Source organism: Ruegeria sp. BI7, assembly GCF_056537925.1.
The window spans coordinates 166,635-191,010 of sequence record NZ_JBQFSK010000007.1 but is presented as its reverse complement, the minus strand read 5'-3'; the positions used below and the strand labels follow the sequence as shown (position 1 = coordinate 191,010).

Below are 24,376 nucleotides of genomic sequence, written 5' to 3'. Positions count from 1 at the left end.
CGGTCGAGATGGTGATGCCACGAGCCTTCTCTTCAGGCGCGCCGTCGATTTGGTCATACGCTTTGAAGTCACCGAAATACTTGGTGATTGCTGCGGTCAGCGTCGTTTTACCATGGTCAACGTGCCCAATCGTGCCGATGTTGACGTGCGGTTTTGTACGCTCAAACTTTTCCTTTGCCATGATGGCCTCCTTTTTCGGTAATGAAGGGAGCGCGTTAGCCGCGCTCCCTCAAATCTTCGCTTATGCGTATTTCGCCTGAATCTCGTCCGAGATGTTCTGCGGAACCGGATCGTAGTGGTCGAACTGCATGGTGAACTGGGCACGACCCGACGACATCGAACGCAGAGTGTTGATGTAGCCGAACATATTGGCCAGCGGAACAAACGCATCGATGGCGATCGCGTTGCCGCGCGGCTCTTGTCCAGACACCTGGCCCCGACGCGAAGTCAGGTCGCCGATGATACCGCCGGTGTATTCTTCCGGGGTGATCACTTCGACCTTCATGATCGGTTCCAGCAGTTTTGCGCCAGCTTTGCGCATGCCTTCACGCATACACATCCGCGATGCGATTTCGAACGCCAGAACGCTCGAGTCAACGTCGTGGAACTTACCGTCCAGCAGGGCAACCTTGAAGTCGATCACGGGGAAGCCAGCCAGCGGGCCGCTATCCATGACCGAGTTGATGCCTTTTTCAACACCGGGGATGTATTCTTTTGGAACGGCACCACCAACGATGCGGCTCTCGAACGAATAGCCTTCGCCTGGCTCGGTCGGCTGGATCTCCAGCTTGACTTCCGCGAACTGACCCGAACCACCAGACTGTTTCTTGTGGGTGTAGGTGTGTTCGACCGGCATCGAGATGGTTTCACGGTAGGCCACCTGCGGCGCACCAATGTTCGCCTCAACCTTGAACTCGCGCTTCAGGCGGTCCACCAGGATGTCCAGGTGAAGTTCGCCCATGCCCTTCATGATGGTCTGACCCGATTCCAGGTCGGTTTCCACACGGAAGGACGGGTCTTCGGCCGCCAGACGGGCCAGACCCTGGGACATCTTCTCTTGGTCGCCCTTGGTTTTGGGCTCAACCGCGATCTCGATCACTGGATCGGGGAAGGTCATGGTTTCCAGAACCACCGGGTCCTTCGCATCACACAGCGTGTCACCTGTGGTGGTGTCTTTCAGACCCGCCAGCGCGATGATGTCGCCTGCAAACGCCTCTTCGATCTCTTCCCGGTTGTTCGAGTGCATCATCATCATACGACCGATGCGCTCTTTCTTACCTTTGGTCGAGTTCAGGATCGAGTCACCCTTGTTCATGGTGCCCGAGTAGATCCGAGTGAAGGTCAGCGAGCCAACGAAGGGGTCGTTCATGATTTTGAACGCCAGGCCCGAGAAGGCCATGTCGTCGTCTGCACGACGGGCGATGTCACGAACTTCTTCCTCATCGCCGGGCTTGAAGCCCATGTAATCAACAACGTCCAGCGGGCTGGGCAGATAGTCGATCACAGCGTTGAGCAGCGGCTGAACGCCTTTGTTCTTGAACGCCGAACCACCCAGAACCGGAACGAACGCGATTTCCAGTGTCCCTTTGCGCAGCAGGGCGCGCAGGGTCGGAACGTCGGGCTCATTGCCTTCCAGGTATTCCATCATCGCGTCGTCGTCCATTTCGACGGCCGCTTCGATCATCTTGCCGCGCCATTCGTCAGCCATGTCTTTCAGGCTGTCGCGGATCGGAGCTTTGATCCAGCTTGCGCCCAGATCTTCGCCCTGCCACAGCCACTCTTCCATGGTGACCAGGTCGATCAAGCCTTCCAGCTCGGACTCGGCGCCGATCGGAATACCAACCGGAACAGCACGTGCGCCGGTGCGGTCTTCGATCATGTTGACGCAGTTGAAGAAGTCAGCGCCGATCTTGTCCATCTTGTTGACGAAAACCATACGCGGAACCTTGTAGCGGTCAGCCTGACGCCACACGGTTTCGGTCTGGGGTTCAACACCGGCGTTTGCGTCCAGAACGCAGACGGCACCGTCGAGAACTGCCAGCGAACGTTCAACTTCGATGGTGAAGTCAACGTGGCCGGGAGTGTCGATGATGTTCAGGCGGTGCTTAGGCGTTTCTGCGGTCTGACCGTCCTCAGTGCGTTCCCAAAAAGTGGTGGTCGCAGCCGAAGTGATGGTGATGCCGCGTTCCTGCTCCTGCTCCATCCAGTCCATGGTGGCTGCACCATCGTGCACCTCACCGATGTTGTGGGATTTACCAGTGTAATACAGGATACGCTCCGAGCAGGTGGTCTTACCTGCGTCGATGTGCGCCATGATACCGAAGTTACGGTACAGTTCGAGCGGATATTCGCGTGCCATTGGTCTAAGCCTCTTGGATTACCAACGATAATGGCTGAAGGCTTTGTTCGCCTCGGCCATCTTGTGGGTGTCTTCACGCTTTTTCACGGCAGTACCGCGGGACTGTACAGCGTCCAGCAGTTCACCGGCAAGGCGTTCTTCCATGGTGTTTTCGTTGCGGGCGCGCGCGGCCGAAATCAGCCAGCGGATGGCCAGGGCTTCGCGGCGCTCGGGGCGCACTTCAACCGGAACCTGGTAGGTTGCACCACCAACCCGGCGCGAGCGAACCTCGACCGACGGTTTGATGTTGTCGAGCGCTTCGTGGAACACTTCGACCGGTGCGCGCTTGATCTTGCCTTCAACGCGATCAAACGCGTTGTAGACGATGCGCTCTGCGACCGACTTCTTGCCGTCGATCATCAGGTTGTTCATGAATTTGGTCAGTACCTTGTCGCCAAATTTGGCGTCAGGCAGGACTTCGCGTTTTTCGGCGGCGTGACGACGTGACATATCAGCCTCTCCTTCTTACTTGGGACGCTTCGCGCCGTATTTCGAACGACGCTGCTTACGGTCTTTGACGCCCTGAGTATCCAGAACACCGCGCAGGATGTGGTAACGCACACCGGGAAGGTCTTTTACACGGCCGCCACGGATCAGAACAACCGAGTGTTCCTGCAGGTTGTGGCTTTCACCGGGGATGTACGAGATGACCTCGAACCCGTTGGTCAGGCGCACCTTGGCAACCTTACGCATAGCCGAGTTCGGCTTTTTAGGTGTGGTGGTGTACACGCGGGTGCAGACGCCGCGTTTCTGCGGGCACTGCTCCAGGTGCATGGACTTCGAGCGTTTTACTTTGGGCTGCCGCGGTTTGCGGATCAGCTGTTGAATAGTTGGCATTCCGGTTTCTTCCCCGTTTTGCAACACACATGACATGCACGCGCGTTGCGTGCGGTTAAACTTGCTGCACTTATGCGTCCACAAGCGCAAAACCCGCGAGCGTTCCCATTCCGAGGTGAACGTCGCGGTTGGTTATCAGAGGGCGCGAACTGCAAAATTGTTCAGGCCTTGACCAGTCCATTACTGAAATCGGTTATGGGGCGGCCCCCGGTACCGAGATAGCGCGCGTAATAGGGGGAGTCGGAGCAAGTGTCAACAGTGCACCCGTATGGGTGTCTCACCGGTCTGTTTATGCGGGAATATCAGGCCCCTTCCGGGATTTCCAGCACCGCAGCCGTTGCGACACCCTTTTCGGGCAGGCATAGTCTGTGCAACACGCTGCCCCACGGATCAAATATGCAAATCATCGGCCTGTGCCGCTTTTCCTATCCTGCCTATGGCGGCTTTCAGGTCGAACATGAAACGATCGAAGAACGCCGGCGGTACCTTTACAACCCCGCCCGCCTAGAAGAACGCTTTCGCCTGTTCGAAACCACTACACTGCCCTGCATTCGAGAACAGACCAACGAGGATTTTCAGTTTCTCATCGTGATCGGTGATTGCTTTCCCAAACCCGCTCTGGATCGATTGCGCGATCTAACCGCCGGCATGCCCCAGGTTCAGATCATCGCCCGCGCTCCGGGTCGACATCGCAAGGTGATGAAAGAGATTCTGAATGCCGCCCGCAACGACCCCAGCGACCCTTGCGTTCAATTCCGCCATGACGACGATGATGCCGTGTCAGTGGATTTTGTCGAACGTCTGCGCCTTGCCGTCGACGAGAGTAAAGGTCTGATGGAGAACAACCGAACGGTCGCCATCGACTATAACAAGGGCTTTCTGGCCGAATTCGGGACAGATGGCATTCAGGCTGCCCAGGTTATGCGCCCCCTGTTGGGGATAGGCTTTGCGATGCATGTGCGTGGAAATTGCGAGCAGACAATTATGAATTTCGCCCATCACCGGATCGGGAATTTCATGCCGGTCATCAGTTATCCTGACGCGCCGATGTGGGTGCGCACGCTCAACCAGTTTAACGATTCACGCAATGCGCGTGACACTAAGACTGAGCTGTTGCCTCTGACACCCGAACAAGAAGGTGAATTCATCGCCCGCTTTGCGATAGATCAGAACCTTGTGCGCCAAGTTCACTCGGCGGGCTGCGTCTGACGTTCGCGGAATAATGTGAACAGCCCTGCGCCAACGACCAGCGTTGCCCCGAACATGGTAATCGTGTCCGGCCATTCCCCGAAAATGAGCCACCCCAGCCCCAGAGCCCAGATCAGGCTGGAGTATCGGAAGGGCGCGACGAACCCGACCTCGCCTACGCGCATGACCATGACGCTGAAAAGATAGCCCCCAAGTACGAACACCGCTGCCGATGCCACCATCAAACCAGCACCGACCGGTACCGGTTCCCAACCTGTTGCCACCGTGGCAATCCCCGCCGACACGGTAATCGTCAGGGACGTCGCCAAGGTAACCGCCAGCGAGGGCACATGCACTGACATCCGCCGCGTAATCAAATCCCGCGCCGTGACCGAGGCCACCGCAATCAAGGCATAGATCGCGTATATGCTGAATCCCTCGGGGCCGGGCCGCACAATCAACAGCATCCCGGCAAAGCCCAACACAATCGCCAGAACTCGTCGCCACCCGATCTGTTCGCGGAAAAACAGCACTGCGCCCAGCGTGACCGTCAGCGGCAGAGCCTGCAGCACTGCGGTCACGTTGGCCAGCGGCATATGCAGCAACGCGGTCAGAAAAAAGAACGTGGCCGACAGCTCGGCCAGACACCGGATCACCACCAGCCATTTGTCGTGACGCGGGAAATTCAGATGCATCGCCCCCAGATGACGCGCCAGCAGAAACACCAAAACCGTCGCCAAAAATCCGCGCATTGCTACCATCTGAAACAACGGCACTTCGGCGCCTGCCGCCTTGATCAGAGCATCATTGATGGTAAAGGCGGCCATGCTGCCCATCATCAGCAGCGCGCCTTTCACGTTTGGAGTCATGGTTAAAGAATCCGGTCGAAAGTCGATTGCTGCATTGGCTCAATCGATCGACTTATTGTCAACGCAACTTAGTGGGCGAACAGGAAAATTACATCTCAATTTGCCGGACACAATCTAATCGTCATCAAAATCCAAAGACGCGCCCGCCGCCGATACCTTCGACGGTCACCCCGGCACTTAGGTTATGCGTCGCGATCAGCCCTCCGGACATGTTTAAAACCCCAAGCCGGTTGCCGTTTTGAAGTGCAACGTAAAGCTCACGGCGTTCAGCGTTGATCCCGAGGCCAAAGCGCTCAATCTGCAATGCCGCACCAACCGAGGGGTTGGTTGGGCGAATGACCCTTTTGGTGGTGCCGTTCAGATCAATCTCGGCAATCAGACGATTCCGAATAAACAACACGTAAAGGGTGCCGGTATTTTTGTCGAAGGCCAGCCCGCCTATCGGTCCTTGCGGTTGCGCAAGCCTGATATGGCGCACGAACTGCCCGTCGCGCGTCAATTCTGAAATCATCAGACCGTTTGGATGATCCAGGAAAAGATGACCGTCTGCACCCCGAATAGCGAGCCCGCATTCCTTGATCGGGAAGTCGTCAGGAGTAACCCCCCCGCAACCGGCTGGTACGCGCTGCGCCGAAAAGGTGCGTAGAACGCGGCCATTTCGATCAAGTTCCTGCAACTGTGTACCGGGGAGATTGCGCAGGAAAATCCGCCGCCGCGGCTGGTCATAGGCAAGACCCACTATCGAAGCGGAAACTGGAATAAGCCGTGTGGTACCATCGGGAATTTTTACTTCCCGAGACGGCTGCCCCTGCGGCATCCCGACATAGGCGTAGTCACTGCATGCCGCCAGCAGGCCAATCCCCAAAACCGATAATGCACGAGACAATTTCAATACAGCTCTCATAATTCAAATCTCCGGTGGATTTGTGCGCGAGACGTAAAAAACCATACCATGAAAAGGGTTTTTCTAGAATAAAACTGCTCATATTAATTTGCGCCGAACCGAGCCGCACAGTCTGCGACCCATCCCTTGCCATTGTCAGCGCTTCAATCCAGGCAAAGGGCACAGGCGGCCACCCAAAGAAAAAGGCCCCGCGAAATCGCGGGGCCTGATCTTTGGATTATCGTAGTCGCTTACTCGCGGCTTTCCGGGGTTTCCACCAGAACGTCCAGCTCGTCTCCAACCATGTCGTCTTCGACAATCGGGGCAGCCAAGGCAGCGGCCGCTTCGGCCTCTTCCCGGCGGGCTTCGATCACGACGTTGTCGCGCGACTGGGCAACCTGACGCACAGCCTGGGTTGCACCACCTGTACCGGCAGGGATCAGGCGACCGACGATGACGTTCTCTTTCAGGCCAACCAGCTTGTCCTTTTTGCCCTGTACTGACGCTTCGGTCAGCACGCGGGTGGTTTCCTGGAACGACGCCGCCGAGATGAACGAACGCGTCTGCAGCGAGGCTTTGGTGATCCCCAAGAGGATCGGTTCGCCCTGAGCCGGACGGCCACCGCGCGAGAGGGTCTTCTCGTTGGCTGCGTCAAACTCCTGCTTGTCGACATGTTCGCCTTTCAACAGGGTGGTGTCGCCTGAATCCAGGATCTCCCACTTCTGCAGCATCTGGCGCACGATGACCTCGATGTGCTTGTCGTTGATCTTCACGCCCTGCAGACGATAGACGTCCTGCACCTCGTCGATCATGTAATCCGCCAGCGCTTCGACACCCATGATGGACAGGATGTCATGCGGGGCCGGGTTACCATCCATCAGGTATTCACCCTTTTGGATAAAGTCACCTTCCGCGACCGGGATATGTTTGCCCTTGGGAACCATATACTCGATCGTTTCCATCGACTCATCCGCCGGTTCGATGCTGATGCGGCGCTTGTTCTTGTAGTCGCGGCCAAAGCGCACGTAACCATCGGCTTCTGCGATGATCGCGTGATCTTTCGGACGTCGGGCTTCGAACAGTTCGGCCACACGCGGCAGACCACCGGTGATGTCCTTGGTCTTGGCACCTTCGCGCGGGATACGCGCGACAACGTCACCGGCTTCGATCTGCTGGCCATCTTCGACCGACAGGATCGCATCCACCGACATCGGATAGTGAACCGGGTTGCCCGCATCGTTGCGGACCGGTTCGCCATCTTCACCGACCAGAATGATCTCGGGCTTCAGATCGCTGCCTTTGGGGGCCGCACGCCAGTCGATCACGATCTTCTGAGTCATGCCGGTTGCGTCGTCGGTCTCATCGCGGACAGCGATGCCCGAAACGAGGTCAACGTATTTCGCAGTACCGGCTTTCTCGGCGATGATCGGCAGGGTGTAGGGATCCCACTCGAACAGCTTGTCGCCACGGGCCACTTTGGTGCCATCCTTGACGAACAGCTTGGAACCATAGCCCAGCTTGTGGCTGGCACGCTCTTCGCCGTGTTCGTCCTTGATCACCAGCTTCATGTTCCGGCCCATGACCAGACTTTCGCCTGCGGCATTGACCAGAATCTGCGGGTTCTCGAAGGAAACGACACCGTCCTGGCTGGCTTCTTGGAACGACTGCTGACCACCTTGCGCAACACCACCAATGTGGAAGGTCCGCATCGTCAGCTGTGTACCGGGCTCACCGATGGACTGGGCGGCGATGATGCCGACAGCCTCACCTGTGTTCACCATGGTACCGCGCGCAAGGTCACGACCGTAGCAGGTCGCACAGACGCCTTCCTCAGACTCACAGGTCAGAGGCGAGCGGATGCGCATGGACGCAACACCGGCTTCGTCAATGGTGTCGGCCATACGTTCGTCGATCAACTGACCAGCGGCCACGATCACCTCATCCGTACCCGGACGCAGAACGTCATCGGCAGAGACTCGGCCCAGCACACGTTCGGCCAGCGAGGCAACAACCTCACCGTCGTTCACCGCAGCTTCGGCGGTGATCGCGCGCTCAGTGCCACAGTCGATCTCACGAACGATGCAATCCTGCGCCACGTCTACCAGACGACGGGTCAGATAACCTGAGTTCGCCGTCTTCAGAGCGGTATCCGACAGACCCTTACGGGCGCCGTGGGTCGAGTTGAAGTATTCAAGAACGGTCAGGCCTTCCTTGAAGTTCGAGATGATCGGCGTCTCGATGATGTCACCGTTCGGTTTGGCCATCAGGCCGCGCATACCGCCCAGCTGTTTCATCTGAGTGACCGAGCCACGCGCACCGGAGTGGGCCATCATATAGACTGAGTTCGGTTCCTGCTCGGATCCGTCCTCTGCCCGATCCGAGGATGAGATCGTGCTCATCATCGCTTCGGTCACGCGGTCGTTACACTTCGACCAGGCATCGACAACCTTGTTGTACTTTTCGCCCTGAGTGATCAGGCCATCCATGTACTGCTGTTCAAAGTCCTTCACCTGACCGCGGGTGTCATCAACGATGCCCCATTTGTCATCCGGAATAACCATGTCGTCCTTGCCGAACGAGATGCCCGCCTTGAACGCTTCTTTGAAGCCCATCGACATGATCTGGTCACAGAAGATAACCGACTCTTTCTGACCGCAGTAGCGATAGACGGTGTCGATGACCTGCTGCACTTCTTTCTTCCGCAGCAGGCGGTTTACCAGTTCGAACGGCGCTTTGTTGTTCATCGGCAGCAAGGCACCCAGACGCAGACGGCCCGGAGTGGTCTCGTAACGCTTCTGAACTTCGTTGCCTTCGTCGTCGATCTGCGTGATCCGCGCGGTGATTTTCGAGTGCAGATGCACCTCACCCGCGTCCAGCGCGTGCTGGACTTCTTCGATCGAACCAAAGACTTTGCCTTCTCCCGGCATGCCTTCGCGTTCCAGGGTCACATAGTACAGACCCAGGATCATATCCTGCGACGGAACGATGATCGGCGCACCGTTTGCAGGCGACAGAACGTTATTCGTCGACATCATCAAAACACGGGCTTCCAGCTGGGCCTCAAGGCTCAGCGGAACGTGAACGGCCATCTGGTCACCGTCGAAGTCGGCGTTAAAGGCCGAACAGACCAGCGGGTGCAGCTGGATGGCTTTACCTTCGATCAGGACCGGCTCGAACGCCTGAATGCCAAGACGGTGCAGCGTCGGCGCACGGTTTAGCATGACAGGGTGTTCGCGGATCACCTCGTCGAGGATATCCCACACTTCGGGACGCTCTTTCTCGACCAGTTTCTTCGCCTGTTTCACGGTCGAAGACAAACCCTTGGCTTCAAGGCGCGAGTAGATGAACGGCTTGAAAAGTTCCAGCGCCATCTTCTTGGGCAGACCACACTGGTGCAGCTTGAGTTCCGGACCGGTCACAATGACCGAACGGCCCGAGAAGTCGACGCGCTTACCCAGAAGGTTCTGACGGAAGCGGCCCTGCTTACCTTTCAGCATGTCTGACAGCGATTTCAGCGGACGCTTGTTGGCACCGGTGATCACGCGGCCACGACGGCCGTTGTCGAACAGAGCGTCAACGGATTCCTGCAGCATCCGCTTTTCGTTGCGGACGATGATGTCAGGTGCACGCAGTTCGATCAGACGCTTCAGACGGTTGTTCCGGTTGATGACTCGGCGATACAGATCGTTCAGATCCGAGGTCGCGAAGCGGCCACCATCCAGCGGAACCAGCGGACGCAGTTCCGGCGGGATGACCGGGATCACGGTCATCACCATCCACTCGGGCCGGTTGCCCGACTCGAGGAAGGATTCAACAACCTTCAGACGCTTGATGATCTTCTTGGGCTTCAGCTCACCGGTGGCTTCGGCCAGATCAGCGCGCAGCTGCTCGGCTTCGGCTTCCAGATCGATCTGGGCCAGCATCTCACGAATGGCTTCAGCACCGATATTGGCGGTGAACGCATCCATGCCATAGGCATCCTGCGCGTCCATGTACTCTTCTTCGGTCAGCATCTGGCCATAGGTCAGGTCAGTCAGACCGGGCTCGATGACGACGTAGTTTTCAAAGTACAGAACGCGTTCCAGATCACGCAGCGTCATGTCCAGCATCAGACCGATGCGGGACGGCAGCGATTTCAGGAACCAGATATGTGCGACGGGCGCGGCCAGTTCGATATGGCCCATACGCTCGCGGCGGACTTTTTGCAGGGTGACTTCCACACCGCATTTCTCGCAGACAACGCCGCGATACTTCATCCGCTTATATTTGCCGCACAGACATTCGTAATCTTTGATCGGGCCAAAGATACGCGCACAGAACAGACCGTCACGCTCGGGCTTGAACGTCCGGTAGTTGATGGTTTCGGGTTTCTTGATCTCACCATAGGACCAAGACAGGATCCGTTCAGGGCTGGCCAGCGAGACCTTGATCTCGTCGAAAACCTTCGGCGGCGTCAGCGGGTTGAACGGGTTGTTGGTGATTTCCTGGTTCATTTTGATACCTCAAATTTTGCGGAAGGGGGGACGGGAGGAAGAGCCGAGGCCCTTACTCCTCAACCTCCGCATCCAGGAGTTCCATATTCAGGCCGAGGCCACGGACTTCTTTAACCAGAACGTTGAACGATTCCGGTACGCCCGCTTCAAAGTTATCCTCGCCCTTGACGATCGACTCATAGACCTTGGTCCGGCCGGCGACGTCATCCGATTTCACGGTGAGCATCTCCTGCAGGGTGTAGGCGGCACCGTAAGCTTCCAGAGCCCAGACCTCCATCTCACCAAAGCGCTGACCACCGAACTGCGCCTTACCACCCAGCGGCTGCTGGGTAACCAGGCTGTACGGCCCGGTCGAACGCGCGTGGATCTTGTCGTCCACCAGGTGGTGCAGTTTCAGCAGGTATTTGATGCCCACGGTCACCGGACGTGCGAATTGCTCACCGGTGCGACCGTCGAACAGGATCGACTGACCGCTTTCCGAGAAGCCCGCACGCACCAGCGCATCGTTGACGTCAGCCTCTTTGGCACCATCAAAGACCGGGGTCGCGATCGGAACACCGCGGGTCACGTTGCCCGCCGCCTCGATCAGGTGACCCTCGTCCATGTTGGCAATGCCTTCTTCATAGACATTCTCGCCATAGGCCAGCTTCATCGCTTCGCGCACCGGGGTCAGGTCGCCGGAACGGCGGTATTCACCCAGAGCTTCGTCGATGTTCAGACCCAGACCGCGCGCGGCCCAACCCATATGGGTTTCAAGGATCTGACCAACGTTCATACGCGAAGGCACGCCCAGCGGGTTCAGACAGAAGTCAACCGGAGTACCATCGGCCAGGAACGGCATGTCTTCCATCGGAACAACCTTGGAAATCACACCTTTGTTCCCGTGACGACCGGCCATCTTGTCGCCCGGCTGCAGCTTACGCTTCACGGCGATAAAGACTTTGACCATCTTCATCACACCCGGCGGCAGGTCGTCGCCACGGCGGACCTTCTCGACCTTGTCTTCGAAACGGGCGTCCAGAGCACGCTTGAGCACTTCGTACTGCTCGTTCAGCGCTTCGACGATCTGTGCGTCCTTCTCGTCTTCCAGCGCCAGTTGCCACCACTGACCACGGGTCAGGGTTTCCAGCAGATCCTCGGTGATTGCCGAGCCTGCCTTGACACCTTTCGGGCCTTTGACAGCAGTTTTACCCAGGATCAGGCCTTGCAGACGCGCATAGATGTTGCGGTCCAGGATCGCCAGCTCGTCGTCCCGGTCACGGGCCAGACGTTCGACTTCTTCACGCTCGATCTGCAGCGCACGCTCGTCTTTCTCGACGCCGTGACGGTTGAAGACCCGGACTTCGACGACCGTACCGTAATCACCCGGCTTCACGCGCAGCGAGGTGTCGCGCACGTCAGATGCTTTTTCACCAAAGATGGCGCGCAGCAGCTTTTCTTCCGGGGTCATCGGGCTTTCGCCCTTCGGAGTGATCTTGCCGACCAGAATATCGCCCGGCTCAACATCCGCGCCGATGTAAACGATGCCAGCCTCGTCGAGGTTGCGCAGCGCTTCTTCGCCGACGTTCGGAATGTCGCGGGTGATCTCTTCCGGGCCCAGCTTTGTATCACGGGCGGCGACTTCGAATTCCTCGATATGAACCGAGGTAAAGACGTCATCACGCGCGATACGTTCACTGATCAGGATCGAGTCTTCGTAGTTGTAGCCGTTCCACGGCATGAACGCGACGACCACGTTTTTACCAAGCGCCAGTTCACCGATATCGGTGGACGGACCATCGGCAACAACCTCGCCTTTCATGACGGTGTCGCCCACTTTCACCAGCGGACGCTGGTTGATGCAGGTGTTCTGGTTCGAACGCTGGAATTTACGCAGACGATAGATGTCTACGCCAGCGTCGCCCAGTTCCAGATCTTCGGTGGCACGGATAACGATACGCTGGGCATCGACCTGGTCGATGATGCCGGCGCGTTTCGCCTGGATCGCAGCGCCCGAGTCGATCGCAACCTTTTCCTCGATCCCGGTACCGACCAGCGGTGCCTCGGCCCGCAGCAGCGGAACCGCCTGACGTTGCATGTTCGAGCCCATCAGAGCGCGGTTGGCGTCGTCATTTTCAAGGAACGGAATCAGCGATGCAGCAACCGAAACCAACTGTTTCGGCGACACGTCGATCAGGTCCACATTCTCGCGCGGAGCGAGGGTGTAGTCACCGGCCTGACGGGTCGAAACCAGATCGTTGATGAACTTGCCGTTCTGATCCAGCGTCGCGTTCGCCTGCGCCACGGTGTGACGCATTTCCTCGGTCGCGGACATGTAGTGAACCTCATCGGTCACCTCGGCGTCTTTGACAACGCGGTAAGGTGTTTCGATGAAGCCATACTTGTTCACGCGGGCAAAGGTGGCCAGCGAGTTGATCAGACCGATGTTCGGACCTTCCGGCGTTTCAATCGGGCACATCCGACCATAGTGGGTCGGGTGAACGTCACGCACCTCAAAGCCCGCACGTTCGCGCGTCAGACCACCGGGACCAAGCGCCGAGAGACGGCGTTTGTGGGTGACTTCCGACAGCGGGTTGGTCTGGTCCATGAACTGCGACAGCTGCGACGAGCCGAAGAATTCGCGGACAGCAGCAGCAGCCGGCTTAGCGTTAATCAGGTCCTGCGGCATGACGGTGTCGATCTCGACCGACGACATACGCTCTTTGATCGCGCGCTCCATGCGTAGCAAGCCGACGCGGTACTGGTTTTCCATCAACTCTCCGACCGAACGGACACGGCGGTTGCCGAGGTGGTCGATGTCGTCGATGTCGCCTTTACCGTCGCGCAGCTCCACCAGCGCCTTGATGCAGGCCACAATGTCTTCGCGGCGCAGGGTCCGCAGGGTGTCCGGCGCGTCCAGAGCCAAACGCATGTTCATCTTCACACGGCCAACGGCGGACAGGTCATAACGCTCGCTGTCGAAGAACAGCGTGTCGAACAGGGCCGAGGCCGCTTCGACGGTGGGCGGCTCGCCCGGGCGCATGACACGGTAGATGTCCATCAGCGCGCTTTCACGGCCGATGTTCTTGTCCTGCGCCATGGTATTGCGCATGTAGGGGCCAACATTGACGTTGTCGATGTCCAGAACCGGGATGTCGGTGATACCTGCGTCGATCAGCTCTTTCACTGTGCCGCCGATCAGCTCGCCGTCCTTGTCGTATTCCAGGGTCAGCTCATCACCGGCTTCGACATAGATCGCGCCGTTTTCTTCGTTGATGATGTCCTTGGCGACGAACTTGCCGACGATGTGATCAAAAGGAACCAACAGGTTGGTGACGACGCCTTCTTCGATCAGCTTCTTGACCGCGCGCGGAGTGACTTTCTTACCTGCTTCAGCAATCACTTCACCGGATTTGGCGTCAACCAGATCATAGGTCGGGCGGGTGCCGCGCACTCGCTCGGGGAAGAACGGCGCGATCCAGCCCTTTTTCTTGTCCAGCTTGTAGGACACGGTGTTGTAATACGCGTCCATGATCGCTTCTTGATCCAGACCCAGCGCATACAGCAGGGTTGTCACAGGCAGTTTGCGGCGGCGGTCGATACGGGCGAACACGATGTCCTTGGCGTCGAACTCAAAGTCCAGCCAGCTGCCGCGATACGGGATGATGCGGCAGGCAAACAGCAGCTTGCCCGAGGAATGGGTTTTGCCCTTGTCGTGGTCAAAGAACACACCGGGCGAGCGGTGCATCTGGGACACGATCACACGCTCGGTACCATTCACGATGAAGGTCCCGTTCGGCGTCATCAGGGGCATATCGCCCATGAACACGTCCTGTTCCTTGATGTCTTTGACCGACTTGGCGCCGGTATCTTCGTCGACATCAAACACGATCAGACGCAGAGTGACCTTCAGCGGCGCGCTGTAGGTCATGTCGCGCTGCATGCACTCTTCGACGTCGTACTTGGGTTTTTCCAGATCGTATTTCACGAACTCCAGAACGGAGGTTTCGTTGAAATCCTTGATCGGGAAAACCGACTGGAACACACCTTTGATGCCTTCGCCGTCAGTGGGCTGCTCTGCATCGCCGGAGCGTAGGAAAAGATCATAAGAAGATTTCTGGACCTCAATGAGGTTCGGCATCTCCAGCACTTCGCGGATTTTGCCGTAATATTTCCGAAGACGTTTCTGGCCAAGGAACGTTTGAGCCATGTCAGATGTCACCTTTCGATGTTCTCAGCGGGCAAAGACACCGTCGGGCCCCGGCGCCTTGCACATTCGAGACGACACGTCCGGATCAATTCGTGGCCACCGTCCCGAAGGCAGCCTCCCGATCCGAAAACCGCGTCTTAGAAAACGCCCCCGTTCATGAGGCCCTTTCTAAGACAGGTTCGGCTGGACCCGGATTTCTCCGGGCCCAGCCAAAATTTGCGGCGCATCAGCGATGCGCCAGACAACGGGCTTAGGCCAGTTCGACCTCGGCGCCAGCTGCTTCCAGCTTGCCTTTGATCTCTTCGGCTTCGTCTTTCGACACAGCTTCTTTGATCTTGCCGCCAGCTTCGACCAGCTCTTTGGCTTCTTTCAGGCCCAGACCGGTGATGCCGCGAACTTCTTTGATCACGTTGATTTTCGAAGCGCCGGCGTTCTTCAGAACGACGTCGAATTCGGTTTTCTCTTCCTCAGCTGCGCCACCGGCGTCGCCACCAGCTGCGACCATTACGGCGCCGCCAGCTGCGGGCTCGATGCCGTATTCGTCTTTGAGGATGGTTTTCAGTTCTTGTGCTTCCAGCAGGGTCAGACCCACGATGCTTTCTGCGAGTGCTTTCAGATCAGCCATTTTATCAGCTCTTTCCGTTTACAGTGTGTGTTCCAACGTCAGGGTATTCACCCTACGCAGATCATTCAGTGCCAACCGCTTACGCAGCTTCCGCCTTCTCTTCGATGGTGGAAAGGATGCTTGCGATGTTGCTTGCAGGTGCGCCAATCGCGCCGGCGATGTTCGAAGCAGGTGCGCCAATGCAGCCCACGATCGAAGCAATGAGCTCCTCGCGAGACGGCATTTTCGAAACTGTTTCGACGCCTTTGCGGTCCAGAGCGTTCTCACCCATTGCACCACCAAGAATCTCAAAATTCTTGTTATCCTTGGCGAAGTCCTCGGCCACCTTGGCTGCTGCCACGGGGTCCTCGGAATAGGTCAGAACGGTCATCCCTGTCAGCAGGTCGGCCATGCTTTCACACGGCTTACCCTCAAGGGCGATTTTGGCGAGCCTGTTCTTGGCAACACGCACGGCGCCACCCGCGTCACGAGCACGTGCGCGAAGGTCCTGCATCTCGGCAACTGTCAGACCGGCGTAGTGCGAAACCACTACGACGCCAGAGCTTTCGAAGATTTGGCCGAGTTCCTCGACCACTTTCTCTTTCTGGGCTCTATCCACAGTTCTCTCCAAGTTAGGGGTGATACCTCACCCCGGCTCATATTTGCCGAAGGGTTAACCCCGGCGTTCAGGTCCGTTGTTACGGGATTGGCCAAAACTCGCCCGAGGATCGTGACCCTCAGAATTCTTTGGTCTTACCCGTCTCAGGCAGGGAATTAAGGGGCCGAATGGACCCACCCACCGTCTTGGACGAAACAAAATAAAGCGCACGACGAATCGCACGCTTTATTCCGCAGCTCTATTTAGGCCAGACACGCGGGGTTTCCAAGGGGTAAATTACACAAGCTTGCCATATCTGACGTGCGTCAAGTCGCTCAGTTCTCTCGGGAGATAGACACCGCAGTTTGGTAGGCTTGCCTTATGTAAGCTCCTCTCACAACATACACCTGATCACCTTTTTGGTATTTTAAGCCCTTTTTGGGATTTCCCACTGGCTTGTATCCCCTGGAATTGAGCGAATTGGCAACAAAGACAAAGGCTTCGCGATAGCCGGAAAAATTCCCGATTAAGAACTGACACCAGTTCTTTTTGGGCGGGTAGTTTAAGATCGTGTTGGAGCCGTTCACCCTGTCCCACCCTGAATCGCCGCGTTTTTTCTTGTAACCCTCTCCCCTCAAAGTATTCATCTTCGAAAAGCCCAGGGCCGCCATCTTATCGCTGGGGGCCGACTGACCCGTTTCAAGAACATCCAGGCAGACGTCGATCAACGGGGCGAGCTCGGCAGTCACGAGCTTTGTGTCTTGGGCCGATGCCCGCTGCTGCTGTTCTACCTTTTGTGTTTGGTATTCGGGATCGTTTTGAACGCATCCGGACAAGAAAAGCGCGCCGCAAATCAATGCTGCGATGTTTCTTCCATTCATCATTTTAAATCTCTTAGTCGTGTTCGAGATCACCAATAGTGATTGCACAAACGGAAGGGTAGCTACCCCTATAGGTGTTTTTATTTTTTTCTCACCCGTGGCATGCAGCACTCAATTGCCCCCCCGGACACTAAGACTGTAGCTAGGTCAATGTCGCACGAGAAAACTTCGCCTGCTCCAGCCACATCAGCGCCTCTCGTTGACAGAGAGTGCGAATTGAATACCTTGCAAACGGCACTTAAAATAGAACGACGCGCTTGAATGCTGGATCTTTCCGATACTGAACAGACAATCGCTTCAGAGTATGTGGCCGAGTTTTCACGGCGCAATCCTGTCGGGCCTGTGAAGAAAGTCGAATGCGTCTATCGCTCGCACGCGTTTCCGGATTCGCGTCTGGTCTTGAAAATCACAACCGGAATTGAAAGCTTTGCACTGAAAATAGACAACAACTCTCCCACCACCGGAAGGCTGCGGGATGAGTTCAGCCTGCTAACCGATCTTCACCAGCATTTTGAAAACAACCCGTCATCGCAGGTTATCCGCCCGATTTACCTGTCGCCATCTGAAACCTTCTTTGTCACCGAATTCATCAACCGGCCAACCGCGGTCGACCTGATCTATAACAGCAAGAACGAAAATCAGGTTGCCCAGATTTTTCGCCGTGCTGGATCATGGTTGAATGATCTTCATGACCGCCACCCCCCGGCGAGCTATGCATTTCGGCCAAAATGGATGACGGACAGCATTCGCGACCTGTCAACTACAGTGCCCTATGATATCGCGTGCACAAGTCGGAAAATGGTAAACGTCATGCTGGCCGAAGCTGCTCGCCTGAAGGGCATTCAGGATATCCGGGTCTTTTCGCATGGAGATTTTCACGGGCAGAACCTGATTGTCGGGCAGGGAAAAACGATTGGCCTGGATTTTACTGAATCCCGCGAAAAGCTGGCCGTGTACGATATCGTCGACTTTCTAAAGGCAGATATTTTTCGCGACGGGGCCGGACCCGATGTGGATCGCAGCGGTATTCTCAGAAAAAACAAGGATATGTTCTTTCGCCGTTATCGACATCCCATCAACATGGAAATTCTGGATTACTGCATCCGGGGGCGGTTGTTGAAGGACTGGCTGGCGTTGTGGCAACCCAACCACGACTGTAGCCCGTTTGAGGAAGACAAACGACAGCGGTTGGGCAATCGCTTGAAAGTTGTGTTTCAAGGATAATGAGACTGTTGCGGTAACCGTCCCAGTTGACAACTATTTGTGCGGTATTTTGAAGAACCCGGTTGACGCATCCACCCAACCAATTTCTTATCTTTCAGCATAATTTCGCGTGGCCTTCGTCGCCTTTGGCCCAACAAAACAAGTACAAAAGAGGAATAATCGCGCAGATGGTTCTCCGCAGTTTTTTCGCTCAGGACAGTGCCAGTCTCATCGCCACATTCGTTCCGGCCGGGGGCGATGCCAATGACATTGTCGTCGGTGGATCTATTATCAACAACTCAGACACACCGGACGGCACCATTTTTGCCTATTCGGGTGGATTTGGCACTACTGTCACGCTGGACGACACCAGCGGCAGCCCGGATATATTCGACGACGATCAGGAAACGGGCCATGTAATTACAGATGGCGGTGGCATCGTCACAAATGGCACACAGGTTGAATCTGAGTCCGTGATCACCGTGCGGGCTCTGGACATTAACGGAAACCCAACCGGACCCGAGATTGACATCTACGTGTTTTCCCAGAACGGGGTCACGCAGGACGTTTGGGGCTATAGCACGTCGGCCCCCCTGGTGCCGGGAACCTCTTATGTCAAAATCAGCGGCTCAAACGCGGGGTCGTCGCCCTATACGGATTTCATTACCTGCTTTGGCCTGGGAACCCTGATCGAAACCGAAGATGGTGACGTCGAAGTGCAGACCCTGAAAAAGGGTCAGCGCGTCTGGACCCGGGATGGCGGGCTGCAACCGATCCTGTGGATCGGAACGACCGAGGTTCATGGCCACGGCGCGTTCGCTCCGGTCGTGATCGAAGCTGCCGCCATCGGAAACACGCATGAGCTTGTGGTCTCGCAACAGCACAGGGTCCTGATACAGTCACCCGCAACCGACATGCTGTTTGGCTCGTCCGAAGTGTTCGTGGCCGCCAAGCACCTATGCGGCCTTCCCGGCGTTTCGATCCGTGAGACGGACCGCATCACCTATACGCATTTCATGTTCGACCGGCACCACATTGTGCGATCAAACGGCGCGCTGACGGAAAGCTACTATTACGGCGATACTGCCAAATATTCCCTATCATCCCCGCAAAGGGCGGAAATCCTCGCGCTTTTCCCATCGGTTGAAGAGATCGGAAATGCGTTCCAGCACACGGCCGTCAAGACAATCGGGGCGCATGAAGCCCGCGTATTGCGCACATACCTCTGATCACGCGGACCGCAAAAATGAAAAACCCGGGTCGCATATGCAACCCGGGTTCTTTTTCTAAGCGCTTGGCTGGGGCTTATTCGCCGGCCGCAGCCGCCACATCCAGAGTCACGCCGGGGCCCATGGTCGAGCTCAGCGCGATTTTCTTCATGTAGGTGCCTTTGGCGCCAGACGGCTTGGCCTTGGCCACGGCCGAGATGAAGGCACGGACGTTTTCAACCAGCTTGGCTTCGTCGAACGACGCTTTGCCAACTCCAGCGTGTACAACGCCGCCTTTTTCCGCCTTGAACTGAACTTCACCACCCTTGGCTGCTTCAACGGCCGCTTTCACGTCCATGGTAACAGTACCGACCTTGGGGTTCGGCATCAGGTTGCGGGGGCCCAGAACTTTACCCAGACGGCCAACGATCGGCATCATGTCCGGGGTGGCAATGCAGCGATCGAATTCGATGGTGCCGCCCTGAATAGTTTCCATCAGGTCCTCTGCGCCGATGATGTCCGCGCCTGCTTCTTTCGCTTCGTCAGCCTTGGGGCCACGTGCGAACACAGCAACGCGCATCGCTTTGCCGGTGCCGTTCGGCAGGCCGACAACGCCACGAACCATTTGGTCCGCGTGACGGGTGTCAACGCCCAGGTTCAGAGCGATTTCGATGGTCTCGTCGAACTTCGAAGTGGCGTTGCCTTTGACCAGGGAAACAGCTTCTTCGACCGACAGGTTTTCCTTGCCAGCGACAGCTTCGCGCGCAGCGCGGGTGCGTTTACCAAGTTTTGCCATCTTACTTCACCTCGATGCCCATAGAGCGGGCCGAGCCCAGGATGATCTGCATTGCGCCTTCGACGTCGTTGGCGTTCAGATCTTTCATTTTGGCTTCGGCGATTTCGCGAACCTGCTTACTGGTCACGGTTGCCACGGTCTCGCGACCTGGGTTTTCCGCGCCACGAGGGCGGTTACGCTTGCCGACCGGCTTCAGGCCAGCTGCTTTTTTCAGGTAGTAAGACGCGGGCGGCGTCTTGATGTCCATGGTGAAGGACTTGTCCTGATAATAGGTGATCACGGTCGGGCAAGGTGCGCCCTGCTCCATATCTGCGGTCTTGGCGTTGAACGCCTTGCAGAATTCCATGATGTTGATGCCGCGCTGACCCAGCGCCGGACCAACTGGCGGCGACGGGTTCGCCTGACCTGCAGGAACCTGCAGTTTCATTGTACCAGCAAGCTTCTTGGCCATTTGGTTTTCCTTTCAACGTAGATAGGACGCGTCCTACCCGGTTTATGTTGCGTGGTCCGATCCGGGATCGCGATCCCAGCAACCTCCCACGAGAGAATCTCGCCCGAAGACGATAGAGGCGGCATGTATAGGGGAATGGTGGGGTTGGCAAGAGGTTGGCGTTACAGTTTGGCATCACCGCTTTGGGCCCGAAACACGCGTACTCATCTCTGCCTGTCTCCTCAACTGCAAGACCGATTAGCGCCACAAATTCTTCCTCGGACTGGAGTTCTGTGGCAGACTGGCACTTTCAAGGTGCAGGAGGGATCGGAAAATGAACGGGTTTGGGTCGCCGAAGAAAACACGGGAGTTTCACAACCACCACTTTGACTCCTCCATGTGGAACGATTTCGAATTTCGTAATGACGATATCATCATCGCTACCTATGCAAAGTCTGGAACGACTTGGGTTCAGCAAATCGTCGCTCAGCTGATATTTAACGGCGCTGAAGACCTCGACGTCGCCGAGATGTCGCCGTGGCTTGACCTTCGGGTCCCGCCCAAAGAGGTCAAGTTACCAGCAGTCGCGTCGCAAACACACCGACGCTTCTTGAAAACGCATTTACCGGTGGATGCGCTCGTTTTCTCAGAACAAGCCAAATACATATACATTGGGCGCGATGGGCGTGACGTAGTATGGAGCTTTCACAACCATCATTCGAACGCGAATGACACTTGGTATGAAACTCTGAATGATACGCCCGGCCGGGTAGGCCCACCGATCGAACGACCAACACGAGATACCGTTCAATACTTCAGGGAATGGCTGGAGAATGATGGTTACCCGATGTGGCCTTTCTGGGAAAATATTCGAACCTGGTGGGAGATTCGCGATCAGCCCAACGTGCAACTTATCCATTTCGAAGCGCTCAAACGCGACATGCCGGGGGAAATTCGCCGCATCGCAAATTTCCTGGACATCGAGATTGACGAAAGTCGTTGGGATGCGATCCTCACGCACTGTTCCTTTGACTACATGAAAGCACATGCAAGTAAATCCGTCCCTGGAGGCGGTATTTTTTGGGATGGCGGCGCAGAGACATTCATCCACCGCGGCGTGAACGGTCGTTGGCGTGAGATTCTCCCTGAAGAGGACAAAGCCCGCTATGAGGCTAGAGCCTTGGCGGAGCTCGGGCCGGAATGCAGCAGTTGGCTAGCCTTCGGAAAATAAGAGCATCACTGGCACCACCTCGTCGAGACCCACGAAAGGGCCATCATTGACGGAGGTCCAGAGAAGACAAACGATTGCCCCTATGTTCCCAATTACCTGATTGAGGCCCAATAACGCCTCAGCGAAGGTCGAGATTTGCGGAACAAATCAGTTAATCCTAATACTTGAGTTGCTTAAGAAACGAAGGCGGGTATCTTGGTGCAACTTGGACACAAATGAGGTGGTCAGGGATGGGGTCATCTCGACTTAACAAAGGACTGCTGATCTGTGTACTGGTCGCTATGCTGCCGGGTTGTGGCAGCAAGGCCGAAGACCAAAAAGCTCTGGATGCCGAAACCAACGCGGTCACAAAATCCAATTCGTCCGTAACGACAGGGATTGATCCAGCCACCTATGCCGGTCGCTTTCAAATCAAGCTGACAAAAGAAATACCCCTGCGCGACATTCCGGTTCCCTTTACCGTTTACGGTGGCCTTGAAGAATCCAGCCCAACCCGATTGCGGTTGAAGGCCTTCATGGATCTGCGTGGGCTACAGGAAAAGGCCCCTCAAATCCTGACTGGCCCTTTGGAAGAAACCTGTAAACGTCAGATTTACCTTGAGATCCGAGACGTTACCGCCATAGGTGACACCGTAAAGGTCGAAGGTTCCGCCCGCGCGCAGTTTACAAGGTGCAACCGGCGTGAAGAACCGGGCTTTCGTTATTTTGGAGCAACCGTGGACGCGGTCGCTGTCGCCAAGGCTGAGGTGAAAGGCCAATGCCTAACATTCAGCATCGAAAGCGCCGACCTCAGCCCGCGCGGATTCATCGGCGCTGTTTCCAACCTCTTTGGTTTGACCAACCGCATCAACGACGCAGTTCTGGAAAAGGGTGGTGAGTTTCTGGCAGCCCATCCGGTTTGCCCGCCACTGCCCGACGAATTCTCTGTTCTCGAACCGATCTACGAATCAGGAGGCACCCGCGAAATCGCTCCGGGCGGGATGGGGGCGGCTGTTGTCGGATCTGCCGATGTCAGCGCCGGGACAATCGTCAAAGTCCTGGGTGGGCTGAAGGAACTTGGCGTATTGGAGTTTGCTGAATGAGACACTGGTTGATTTTCCCGGTCTTAATGGCAGCCGTTCTGGACGCCCGGGCACCAAGCGCGCAACAAGTGGACTTTGTCGTCGACGCGACATTGCCAGTTCGTGATACAGAGCTGCCCTATACGCTTGATCTGAACCTCGCCGCTGTTGCGCCGACACGGATCGGGGTGGGCGCGCTTCTTGATCTGCGTGAAATACAGAAGACTGTGCCTGAGCGACTGGCTGACAACGCAATAGTCGACAATTGCGGCCTGCAAGTCCGGCTGGATGACTTGAGTTTTGGGGCCCAAGGCGATGCGATTGATCTGGATGGGGATGTAACCATCACGATCTTTGAATGCAGCCGAACCAGTGAGCGCAATTTTCAACGGGGTGAGCAAAAAAAGGCTATCCTGGCGAACATGTCCACCGAAGCGACAGTCGAACTGCGTGACAATTGCGCCTATTTCAAACTCATTGATCTTACACTGACTGCCCCCGAAGAACAGCGAGAGCAACTTCTGGAGGATGATACGCTGGACTCTGTAAAGGAACTGATGCTGGCTGCTGTAGATCTTGTATTGAACGATACCCCTTTGTGTCCGAAATTACCGGCAGAACTCGCGTCACTTGACCCGGTTTATGACAATGGCGGACCCAAAGAGATCGGAGAAGGTGGGCTTGGTGTCTTCCTTGAAGGATCGGTGGATGTCAGCCCTTCGACCATTCTCGATATTCTGACGGTCCTTCAACGGCAAGAACTGATCCCCGGCCCGCCGTAACTGCAAGGTGATCCTTGTCGTTGAGAAAACCACCTTGGACTTCTGAACTGACAACTGGTTCGCCAAAACAAAACGCCGCGGTGCTCGTGGCATCGCGGCGCTAAAATCTTGCTGAAGTAGCTATCAGCTCTGCTTTGTAACCTGCGTGAAGTCCAGCTCGACCGGGGTTTCCCGACCGAAGATCGAGACCGAAACCTTCAGCTTCTGAGCTTCGTCGTCAACACCTTCGACCATACCGTCGAAATCCTCGAACGGGCCGTCGTTTACCTTGACCTTCTCGCCCACTTCGAAGGTGATCATCAGCTTGGGCGCTTCTTCACCTTCCTGAACGCGGTTGAGGATCTGGTTCACTTCGGCATCGCGCATCGGCATCGGGCGGCCTTGCGGGCCCAGAAAGCCGGTGACGCGGTTGATCGAGTTCACAAGGTGATAACCCTGATCGGACATTTCCATATGCACCAGTACATAACCGGGCATAAAGCGGCGTTCGGTCGTGACCTTCTTGCCCCGGCGCACTTCGATCACCTCTTCGGTGGGCACCAGAACTTCGTCGATATCGTCCTCAAGGCCCTGCTCGGCCACCGACGTGCGGATCTGCTCTGCGATCTTCTTTTCGAAATTCGAAAGAACGCTGACCGAGTACCACCGTTTCGCCATGAACCTGTCGTCCTTGTTTGCCTTCGGTGCGCTGGCAATGCCGCAAGCACCGTCATTGAAATTCTGTC

The 24,376-nt window shown here is 56.5% G+C and carries 20 protein-coding genes; 6 read left to right on the top strand and 14 right to left on the bottom strand.

Annotated elements, in window-relative coordinates:
* The 4 genes from ACR0JB_RS16325 to rpsL form a co-directional block, all read right to left on the bottom strand.
* Nucleotides 1–181, bottom strand: a 181-nt coding sequence (locus tag ACR0JB_RS16325; RefSeq protein ID WP_480526299.1) for a GTP-binding protein, incomplete at its 3' end; no start/stop codon positions are given.
* Between the two features lie 60 nt (nt 182–241).
* Nucleotides 242–2,359, bottom strand: coding sequence for an elongation factor G (gene fusA, locus ACR0JB_RS16320; protein WP_170350956.1), 2,118 nt, complete (start codon nt 2,357–2,359; stop codon nt 242–244).
* Nucleotides 2,360–2,377: 18 nt separating this feature from the next.
* Nucleotides 2,378–2,848, bottom strand: coding sequence for a 30S ribosomal protein S7 (gene rpsG / locus ACR0JB_RS16315; protein ID WP_058283017.1), 471 nt, complete (start codon nt 2,846–2,848; stop codon nt 2,378–2,380).
* Between the two features lie 15 nt (nt 2,849–2,863).
* Nucleotides 2,864–3,235 carry a 30S ribosomal protein S12 gene (rpsL, locus tag ACR0JB_RS16310; protein WP_005621086.1) on the bottom strand — a complete coding sequence of 124 codons (372 nt, stop codon included), beginning with the start codon at nt 3,233–3,235 and terminating at the stop codon, nt 2,864–2,866.
* A 396-nt stretch (nt 3,236–3,631) separates the two neighbouring features.
* On the opposite strand from rpsL, the gene ACR0JB_RS16305 reads away from it, so the two are divergent.
* Entirely contained in the window at nt 3,632–4,444 is an 813-nt protein-coding gene (locus tag ACR0JB_RS16305; protein WP_170506634.1) for a putative rhamnosyl transferase, read from the top strand.
* On the opposite strand, the gene ACR0JB_RS16300 is transcribed toward ACR0JB_RS16305, so the two are convergent.
* From ACR0JB_RS16300 to ACR0JB_RS16270, 7 genes are all read right to left on the bottom strand, one after another.
* The gene (locus tag ACR0JB_RS16300; protein WP_170398412.1) at nt 4,423–5,292 is read right to left on the bottom strand and encodes a DMT family transporter; all 870 of its coding nucleotides are present in this window, start codon (nt 5,290–5,292) and stop codon (nt 4,423–4,425) included. The two genes, ACR0JB_RS16305 and ACR0JB_RS16300, sit on opposite strands and share 22 nt — an antisense overlap.
* A 124-nt stretch (nt 5,293–5,416) precedes the next feature.
* Nucleotides 5,417–6,196: a hypothetical protein gene (locus ACR0JB_RS16295; protein WP_170350959.1), complete on the bottom strand. Its 780-nt coding sequence runs from the start codon at nt 6,194–6,196 to the stop codon at nt 5,417–5,419.
* Nucleotides 6,197–6,426: 230 nt separating this feature from the next.
* A complete protein-coding gene (rpoC, locus tag ACR0JB_RS16290) occupies nt 6,427–10,668 on the bottom strand; it encodes a DNA-directed RNA polymerase subunit beta' (protein WP_170350960.1) in 4,242 nt (1,413 codons plus the stop codon).
* A gap of 52 nt (nt 10,669–10,720) precedes the next feature.
* Nucleotides 10,721–14,857: a DNA-directed RNA polymerase subunit beta gene (gene rpoB / locus ACR0JB_RS16285; RefSeq protein ID WP_170398409.1), complete on the bottom strand. Its 4,137-nt coding sequence runs from the start codon at nt 14,855–14,857 to the stop codon at nt 10,721–10,723.
* Nucleotides 14,858–15,107: 250 nt separating this feature from the next.
* Nucleotides 15,108–15,482: a 50S ribosomal protein L7/L12 gene (gene rplL / locus ACR0JB_RS16280; RefSeq protein ID WP_170350962.1), complete on the bottom strand. Its 375-nt coding sequence runs from the start codon at nt 15,480–15,482 to the stop codon at nt 15,108–15,110.
* 79 nt (nt 15,483–15,561) lie between these two features.
* Complete coding sequence (rplJ, locus tag ACR0JB_RS16275; protein WP_010441181.1) at nt 15,562–16,080, bottom strand: 50S ribosomal protein L10; 519 nt, start codon at nt 16,078–16,080, stop codon at nt 15,562–15,564.
* A 314-nt stretch (nt 16,081–16,394) separates the two neighbouring features.
* Complete coding sequence (locus ACR0JB_RS16270) at nt 16,395–17,051, bottom strand: hypothetical protein (protein ID WP_170506648.1); 657 nt, start codon at nt 17,049–17,051, stop codon at nt 16,395–16,397.
* Between the two features lie 150 nt (nt 17,052–17,201).
* On the opposite strand from ACR0JB_RS16270, the gene ACR0JB_RS16265 reads away from it, so the two are divergent.
* Complete coding sequence (locus ACR0JB_RS16265) at nt 17,202–18,164, top strand: phosphotransferase (RefSeq protein WP_170506651.1); 963 nt, start codon at nt 17,202–17,204, stop codon at nt 18,162–18,164.
* 167 nt (nt 18,165–18,331) lie between these two features.
* Entirely contained in the window at nt 18,332–19,372 is a 1,041-nt protein-coding gene (locus tag ACR0JB_RS16260; RefSeq protein ID WP_480790071.1) for a Hint domain-containing protein, read from the top strand.
* 76 nt (nt 19,373–19,448) lie between these two features.
* Here ACR0JB_RS16260 and rplA read toward each other — a convergent pair whose 3' ends face one another.
* Nucleotides 19,449–20,147: a 50S ribosomal protein L1 gene (gene rplA, locus ACR0JB_RS16255; protein WP_170350965.1), complete on the bottom strand. Its 699-nt coding sequence runs from the start codon at nt 20,145–20,147 to the stop codon at nt 19,449–19,451.
* Between the two features lies 1 nt (nt 20,148).
* Entirely contained in the window at nt 20,149–20,598 is a 450-nt protein-coding gene (gene rplK, locus ACR0JB_RS16250) for a 50S ribosomal protein L11 (RefSeq protein ID WP_037314971.1), read from the bottom strand.
* Nucleotides 20,599–20,911: 313 nt separating this feature from the next.
* Between rplK and ACR0JB_RS16245 the strand changes: the two genes are divergently transcribed.
* The 3 genes from ACR0JB_RS16245 to ACR0JB_RS16235 all read left to right on the top strand — a co-directional run bounded on the left by ACR0JB_RS16245 (nt 20,912) and on the right by ACR0JB_RS16235 (nt 23,651).
* Nucleotides 20,912–21,808 carry a sulfotransferase domain-containing protein gene (locus tag ACR0JB_RS16245; protein WP_170350966.1) on the top strand — a complete coding sequence of 299 codons (897 nt, stop codon included), beginning with the start codon at nt 20,912–20,914 and terminating at the stop codon, nt 21,806–21,808.
* A 230-nt stretch (nt 21,809–22,038) separates the two neighbouring features.
* The gene (locus ACR0JB_RS16240) at nt 22,039–22,890 is read left to right on the top strand and encodes a hypothetical protein (RefSeq protein WP_480790070.1); all 852 of its coding nucleotides are present in this window, start codon (nt 22,039–22,041) and stop codon (nt 22,888–22,890) included.
* Nucleotides 22,887–23,651, top strand: a complete 765-nt coding sequence (locus ACR0JB_RS16235) for a hypothetical protein (RefSeq protein ID WP_170398395.1) — start codon at nt 22,887–22,889, stop codon at nt 23,649–23,651. Before ACR0JB_RS16240 ends, ACR0JB_RS16235 begins: the two co-directional genes overlap by 4 nt.
* 123 nt (nt 23,652–23,774) lie before the next feature.
* On the opposite strand, the gene nusG is transcribed toward ACR0JB_RS16235, so the two are convergent.
* Nucleotides 23,775–24,308 (bottom strand): transcription termination/antitermination protein NusG, encoded by a 534-nt coding sequence (gene nusG, locus ACR0JB_RS16230; protein WP_010440977.1) that lies wholly within the window; start codon nt 24,306–24,308, stop codon nt 23,775–23,777.
* Between the last annotated feature and the right edge of the window lie 68 nt (nt 24,309–24,376).

Coding starts and splice junctions, on each gene's coding strand:
- nusG (WP_010440977.1), bottom strand. CDS start 24,308: ATGGCGAAACGGTGGTACTCGGTCAGCGTTCTTTCGAATTTCGAAAAG.
- ACR0JB_RS16300 (WP_170398412.1), bottom strand. CDS start 5,292: ATGACTCCAAACGTGAAAGGCGCGCTGCTGATGATGGGCAGCATGGCC.
- ACR0JB_RS16240 (WP_480790070.1), top strand. CDS start 22,039: ATGGGGTCATCTCGACTTAACAAAGGACTGCTGATCTGTGTACTGGTC.
- rpoB (WP_170398409.1), bottom strand. CDS start 14,857: ATGGCTCAAACGTTCCTTGGCCAGAAACGTCTTCGGAAATATTACGGC.
- rplK (WP_037314971.1), bottom strand. CDS start 20,598: ATGGCCAAGAAGCTTGCTGGTACAATGAAACTGCAGGTTCCTGCAGGT.
- ACR0JB_RS16245 (WP_170350966.1), top strand. CDS start 20,912: ATGAACGGGTTTGGGTCGCCGAAGAAAACACGGGAGTTTCACAACCAC.
- ACR0JB_RS16235 (WP_170398395.1), top strand. CDS start 22,887: ATGAGACACTGGTTGATTTTCCCGGTCTTAATGGCAGCCGTTCTGGAC.
- rplA (WP_170350965.1), bottom strand. CDS start 20,147: ATGGCAAAACTTGGTAAACGCACCCGCGCTGCGCGCGAAGCTGTCGCT.
- rplL (WP_170350962.1), bottom strand. CDS start 15,482: ATGGCTGATCTGAAAGCACTCGCAGAAAGCATCGTGGGTCTGACCCTG.
- rpsG (WP_058283017.1), bottom strand. CDS start 2,848: ATGTCACGTCGTCACGCCGCCGAAAAACGCGAAGTCCTGCCTGACGCC.
- ACR0JB_RS16305 (WP_170506634.1), top strand. CDS start 3,632: ATGCAAATCATCGGCCTGTGCCGCTTTTCCTATCCTGCCTATGGCGGC.
- rpsL (WP_005621086.1), bottom strand. CDS start 3,235: ATGCCAACTATTCAACAGCTGATCCGCAAACCGCGGCAGCCCAAAGTA.
- ACR0JB_RS16265 (WP_170506651.1), top strand. CDS start 17,202: ATGCTGGATCTTTCCGATACTGAACAGACAATCGCTTCAGAGTATGTG.
- ACR0JB_RS16260 (WP_480790071.1), top strand. CDS start 18,332: ATGGTTCTCCGCAGTTTTTTCGCTCAGGACAGTGCCAGTCTCATCGCC.
- ACR0JB_RS16295 (WP_170350959.1), bottom strand. CDS start 6,196: ATGAGAGCTGTATTGAAATTGTCTCGTGCATTATCGGTTTTGGGGATT.
- fusA (WP_170350956.1), bottom strand. CDS start 2,359: ATGGCACGCGAATATCCGCTCGAACTGTACCGTAACTTCGGTATCATG.
- rpoC (WP_170350960.1), bottom strand. CDS start 10,668: ATGAACCAGGAAATCACCAACAACCCGTTCAACCCGCTGACGCCGCCG.